Here is a 5,761-nt window from a genome sequence, read left to right as displayed (position 1 = left end):
AAAACACCTAAAGAAATGATAGATTTAGAACTGAAACTTGTAGCTTAGACTCACTTAATCAAAGCAACGTTTGTTGCGTTAGAACATTGAATGCAGCAAATCATCCAATTGAAAAAAGAAAAAATAATTGATTTTGGAATATTAGCGTTACGCTGGTATTTGGTTTTTTATATGATTAATTATGGTTGGGGTAAATTGACTTTAAGCCAGTTTGGGGTATATAACCCATCAATATTAGAACAACCAATTAAGGATATTGATAGTTTTTATGTTGCTTGGCATCTATTTGGAAGAAGTACCTTTTTCAATGTTGCAACTGGAATTTTGGAAATTATAGGCGGAATACTACTGATATTGAACAGAACAGTGTTGATTGGAGCTTTAATAGTTTTATCAATATTAGCTCAGATTTTAATTATAGACATAGCTTTTACGACAAGTGTTCAAGGTTTTGCTCTTCCAATTAGAATTGGCGGTATGATTTTAACTGATTTATTAATTTTATATTATTATAAAGACAAGATTATTATTGCGTGGAAAATTTTAACGAACGGAATTACGACAAAATTTAAATATAAATGGTGGATATTTTTAATACTACCAATCGTTGGTTTTTTAATGGATTTTATTTTTGTTATTCTTACAATGCCGATTAAATTACTCCTGAATTGGATTGCGGAATAAACTAATGGCAACAACGTATATAGGCAATGCGGGAGTTGTCGCCAAACCAAAAGTTTGGGTATATTTGGAAGTCGCCGAATTTTTACAAATCCGACTTTTGACACAAAAAAATAAAAAGCGGAATTTGTAAAAATCGGCTTGTGCTCAACCGAATGGTAACAGCCATTTTCGCCCGCACTGCCCATATACAAAACCGTTCTATGCAATTTAAAAACAACACTCTACATTGAAAATTTACATCGGAATTTTAATTGTTCTATTCTCTACAATCGCTAATGGACAAATTTTAAATGGAATAGTAACTGATTTTGATACAAATCTTCCAATGCATTTAGCAAATGTAACTTTTATCGAAAAAGACAAAGGAACTTATACCGATTTAGCAGGAAAATTTGAACTTAAAATAAATAATGAAAAACAAATTCTAATTTCATCAGTTGGTTATAAAAGTTTAATCGTAAACATATCTGAAATAAAAGATTTTGAACAGATTTTTAATATAAAACTAAAACCATCAGCCGAAAAACTTCAAGAAGTCGTCATTTCTGCGAAAAATAAAAAATACACATCGAGTAAAAAACTGGGAGAATCCAAACGACTAAAAATCAGGACTAGCTTACCGTTCGGCTATGAATTTGCTAATTTAATTCATAACCCAAAAAATCAAGAAGGTATAGTTAAGCAAGTAATCCTGAACTTGAATAAATCGAAAGAATATGACTATTTAGCTACTTACAATATTAAATTTTACGAATACGATTCTATTACAAAAGAACCTGGGAAATTATTACATTTTAAGAATTTAGTTATCAATCCAGAGAATAAAACATATCAACTAAAAATTGACGTTGAAGAATTAAGAGTTACATTTCCGAAAAATGGGATTTGCATTGGTGTAGAAATTGTAAATGATAAATATGACGAACCGATCAAATCGATGGCGATTATTGCACCAAGAATTAATTTTACTCATACAGATTTAAAGCTTCTGACTTGGAGTAGATTTAGAAACAAAGAATGGAAGCCTCGCACAAGAAAATCACAAATGGCAAAAGGGTTTATAAACGGACTAGTCAAAATAATGGTTAAGTTTGAAAAATAATACGAACAAAAACTGCATAGAACACCGTGTATATAAAATCGCTTATATTAGGGCTTAAAACAAAGTGAGTTGCTTCTTTATTTTATGATTTCACTGCGGAAAATCTAATGATATAACAAACGCGACTTTCCATACACAATACCGTTGTAAAACATACCCAAAGAACACTCGAAAGTTAAAATTAAACTTCTGATATTTTGAGAATAGTAACTTTTAAGTTACATTTGCTGTAATGGGAAAAGTTAGGCAAGTAATACAATACAAAAATTATTTCGAGGAGTTTCTACTTGCTCAACCGAAAAAAGTTCAAGACAAAATATTTAAAGTCATTGAAATAATCGAAACCTATCAACACGTGCCGAAAACATATCTGGCACCGATGAAAACTCATAAAGGATTATTTGAAGCTCGAATTAAATTAGGTTCGAATATTTGGAGAGTTTTTTGCTTCTTCGATAAAGGTAAGTTAGTCATACTCTTAAACGGATTTACAAAAAAGACGCAGAAAACACCAAAAAAAGAAATTGACAAAGCAGTGCGATTAATGAAAGAGTATTACGAAGAAAAAAACAAAGGCAATGGAAACTAAAAGTTGGAAAGACATAAAAGATAGCGTTTACGGAAAAAAAGGAACTGAACGCAGAGATGAATTAGACAGAGAATTTGAATCGTTTAAAATTGGATTGCTTTTACGAAATGCTCGTGAGGAAAAAAATCTTACCCAAGAACAACTTGGCGAACTGATTGATAAAAAACGAACTTATATTTCTCGTGTAGAAAATAATGGCAGTAATCTGACTTTAAAAACATTATTTGACATTGTGGAAAAAGGACTTGGCGGAAAAGTGAATATTTCGATTGAAGTGTAGAGAAAAGTACATTTTACAACACCGTGTATGAAAAAATCGCTTAAATCAGGGCTTAAAATAAAGTGAGTTGCTTCTTTATTTTATGATTTACCTGCGGAAAATCTAAGGATATAATAAACGCGACTTTCCATACACAATACCGTTGTGTGCAATTTGAGAAAAACATTATGCAAAGATTAATATTTCTACTTTTTATCGGAATTTTGAGTTGTACTTCTCAAAAGAAAGAACAAAAAAACAATGTTCAATCTAAAAAAACTGAATCCAAAATTGTAGAAAAATTATCGGGAAAAGAAATCGTATCTAAATTGGATAAACTTGAGTTTTTCAATCTGACTGACGAATCGGAATTAGAAACCGTTAAGCAAGAATTTGTGGAATCAAAAGATAAATGGAACTTCTTTTCTGGAGCAATGCGTGGAGAAACAACAGATTATACTGACAACCGATTTTTTGCTGTCGATTGCGAAACATTATTTGAAACAGATGGATTAACTGAATATTTAAATAAAGTAAAATCATCGTTCGAAAAATTAGGATTAAGACTTGAATATGCGAATGAAAAAAGTGAGCAGACAGATAATTATTGGAAACACACGATTGAATTAAACGGAACTGAATATGTTGCATTCGATGGACAATTTACTGACTATGATTGGGGAATTGCATATCTGAACTTTATAAAAATGCTCAATTCAGAATTGGAAAATCAGAACAGCGAAAACAGATTTTATCCAATAAAGTGTGATAATGATGGAGAAATGGTTTTGCTGACATTTAAGCAGTTTGATTTTGCTAAAAAGCATTTCCCTGACGACAACGAACATCCGAAAAAAATATCGGAATGGAAAAGTATAAACGGAATATAAAAACTGCACACAACAACGCATATAGCTCATAGCTAAATAGTTGCGTAATCGAAGTTAAGGCATATTTGGAAAGTCGCCAAATTTTTAAATTTGACGATTTACAATAAAAAGATAAATAGTAAAATTTAAAAATCTGGCTTGTGCTTAGCGGAAAAATAATCACTAATTTACACGCTACGAGCTATATACAATACCGTTAGCGAGCATAAAACTGACACAAAAAACATTGTGAAAAAATTAAAAAAATAAATGAATATGAGACTAAGTCAAACAATCGGAATGATAATATTTGTCCTTACTGCATTAACGAGTTGTACGCAGGATAATACAAATATGAAAGATTTAGTTGTTAAATGGAATGATGCTAACTCATCAAAAGACATTGAGATACTGTCTGAAATGTATGATGACTCTGTATTGTATTATACCGTGAATAAAAGTAAAAATAATTGTATTCAAGACAAATTAGAATTCTATAATAAGCATCCAGATTTCTTACAAGAAATTGTTGGCGAAATTGAAACTAAAAAGACAAATAAGAATGAATATAAATGTAATTTTCAAAAAAGAGTAAAATATAATAACAAATCAGAAGTATTTGATTCATACATTAATTTCAAAAAAATTAATAATAAATGGAGAATTATAACTGAAGGCGATTTGACTACGGATAAAAATGTTATGGCATCAACAGCAATGAAAAAAAATGAATTGAAAAAAGTTTTTGTAAAAGAAAAAAATATTTACGCTGTTAGGTCTAATGATGAACAAATCCAATTAACTTTCAATAATAGTGATGAAAATCCAATTAAATATAACAATGAATCAGTTCTTTTCATAAGAGCTGTGAAAGAACAAGGAACTTATAGACCATTCACTAGAAAAAAATTAATGCTTGTATCAGTTGATGATTTAACAGAACGAGTAATAACTGAAAAAAAACCATTTAAGGATGGTAATGACCAATCAAATGAAATATTTAATATTAACTCACTAACCCTATCATTAGATAGAGAAAGTCTATATTTCACAGTAGAAAAATGGATGACAGCTAATGAATTAGTAAAAGTAAACATTGAAAATGGGAGATGGACTGAATTATTTTCTGCAGAATATTTTGAAATTATTAAAAGCGGAAAACATAAAGGACATTTCTTGATTAGCAGAAGTGAAATTAGAGATAAAGGACGAGATGGTTATTTTATGCTTGTAAATGAAAAAGGAAAGGTTTTAAAAGATTTTGGAGATAGCGAAGAACAAATGATTGCTTTTAAAAATATAATTCAATAACGCTCGCTAACACCGTGTATGAGAAAATCGCTTAAATTAGGGCTAAAAACAAAGTGAGTTGCCTATTTTTATCATGATTTTCCCGCGGAAAATCTAAGGATACAAGAAACGCGACTTTCCATACACAATACCGTTGCCCACAATATGAGAAAAGCACTATCATTAATATTAATAATTCTGACAATTGGAATTGCGAAAGCTGAAAATATCGTTACAGCTCAATATCCTGACAAAATTATTTATGAAGGAAAAGAGTTTAATTTAAACTCAAATCCATTAGAACCGTATTTTGAGAAGAATCCCGAAAACAGACCAGAAATGTCGTCCACAGCTCTTTGGCGTGGATATGTTGGTCATTTTGAGATAATCGGAAAGGAATTGTTTCTAACAGATATGAAAAGACCTGTTAGTTATACCGATGATGATGGGAATTATAAGCAAAAATGGGTCTCAATTTATAGAATGTATTTTCCAAAACAAGAAAGAGTAAAAATTGATTGGTTTACTGGAATTCTAATTTTACCACACGGAAAAATGGTTGAATATGTTCATATGGGTTATGCATCAACGTACAGTAAATATTTGCTTCTCGAAATCGACAAAGGTGACTTTACTGAAGCTCGAAAATATAAAAATAAGGAATTTGTAACGTTCAAAAAACGCCAATTTGAAAAATTCGAAAAAACAGATGAATACAAAAAGTTATATGCGGAAATGAAAGAGAATGATGAATATAACGATGACGAATTTATAAAGTCTTTTATTTCAGATTTTGTGATAAATTATACGACAAAATTTCTAACTGAATAAAATACTGTGGGCAACACCGCATAAAAATAATTGCGGTTTAGTGCTTAATCAAAGGTCGTTGCGTATTTTTAACGTCTATTTTCCTTCGGAAAATCCTCGCATACAAACCCGCAACTATTCTTATACATAAACGTTGT

At 30.3% G+C, this 5,761-nt stretch carries 7 protein-coding genes; all 7 read left to right on the top strand.

The window, feature by feature from the left end:
• The first annotated feature begins 108 nt into the window (after positions 1 to 108).
• The 7 genes from Q0C58_RS05745 to Q0C58_RS05715 all read left to right on the top strand — a co-directional run bounded on the left by Q0C58_RS05745 (position 109) and on the right by Q0C58_RS05715 (position 5,624).
• Positions 109 to 684 (top strand): DoxX family membrane protein, encoded by a 576-nt coding sequence (locus Q0C58_RS05745; protein ID WP_290698710.1) that lies wholly within the window; start codon positions 109 to 111, stop codon positions 682 to 684.
• A 226-nt stretch (positions 685 to 910) separates the two neighbouring features.
• Positions 911 to 1,786 carry a carboxypeptidase-like regulatory domain-containing protein gene (locus Q0C58_RS05740; protein WP_290698707.1) on the top strand — a complete coding sequence of 292 codons (876 nt, stop codon included), beginning with the start codon at positions 911 to 913 and terminating at the stop codon, positions 1,784 to 1,786.
• 232 nt (positions 1,787 to 2,018) lie between these two features.
• Positions 2,019 to 2,375, top strand: a complete 357-nt coding sequence (locus tag Q0C58_RS05735) for a type II toxin-antitoxin system RelE/ParE family toxin (protein WP_290698704.1) — start codon at positions 2,019 to 2,021, stop codon at positions 2,373 to 2,375.
• Positions 2,365 to 2,655 (top strand): helix-turn-helix transcriptional regulator, encoded by a 291-nt coding sequence (locus tag Q0C58_RS05730; protein ID WP_290698701.1) that lies wholly within the window; start codon positions 2,365 to 2,367, stop codon positions 2,653 to 2,655. The genes Q0C58_RS05735 and Q0C58_RS05730 overlap by 11 nt, the downstream gene beginning before the upstream one ends.
• A gap of 167 nt (positions 2,656 to 2,822) precedes the next feature.
• A complete protein-coding gene (locus Q0C58_RS05725) occupies positions 2,823 to 3,524 on the top strand; it encodes a hypothetical protein (RefSeq protein WP_290698698.1) in 702 nt (233 codons plus the stop codon).
• A 333-nt stretch (positions 3,525 to 3,857) separates the two neighbouring features.
• Positions 3,858 to 4,814: a hypothetical protein gene (locus tag Q0C58_RS05720; RefSeq protein ID WP_290698695.1), complete on the top strand. Its 957-nt coding sequence runs from the start codon at positions 3,858 to 3,860 to the stop codon at positions 4,812 to 4,814.
• A gap of 144 nt (positions 4,815 to 4,958) precedes the next feature.
• Positions 4,959 to 5,624, top strand: coding sequence for a hypothetical protein (locus Q0C58_RS05715; protein ID WP_290698692.1), 666 nt, complete (start codon positions 4,959 to 4,961; stop codon positions 5,622 to 5,624).
• The last annotated feature ends 137 nt before the right edge of the window (positions 5,625 to 5,761 follow it).

This window comes from Lacinutrix sp., assembly GCF_023299985.1.
In the GTDB taxonomy this organism is placed as follows: domain Bacteria; phylum Bacteroidota; class Bacteroidia; order Flavobacteriales; family Flavobacteriaceae; genus Lacinutrix.
The sequence above is the reverse complement of the archived record's forward strand: the minus strand, read 5'-3'. Positions and strand labels throughout refer to the sequence as shown.

What these genes read in the sequence shown, in the direction of transcription:
- Q0C58_RS05715 (WP_290698692.1), top strand. Translation starts at nt 4,959, where the DNA reads ATGAGAAAAGCACTATCATTAATATTAATAATTCTGACAATTGGAATT.
- Q0C58_RS05725 (WP_290698698.1), top strand. Translation starts at nt 2,823, where the DNA reads ATGCAAAGATTAATATTTCTACTTTTTATCGGAATTTTGAGTTGTACT.
- Q0C58_RS05735 (WP_290698704.1), top strand. Translation starts at nt 2,019, where the DNA reads ATGGGAAAAGTTAGGCAAGTAATACAATACAAAAATTATTTCGAGGAG.
- Q0C58_RS05720 (WP_290698695.1), top strand. Translation starts at nt 3,858, where the DNA reads ATGAAAGATTTAGTTGTTAAATGGAATGATGCTAACTCATCAAAAGAC.
- Q0C58_RS05730 (WP_290698701.1), top strand. Translation starts at nt 2,365, where the DNA reads ATGGAAACTAAAAGTTGGAAAGACATAAAAGATAGCGTTTACGGAAAA.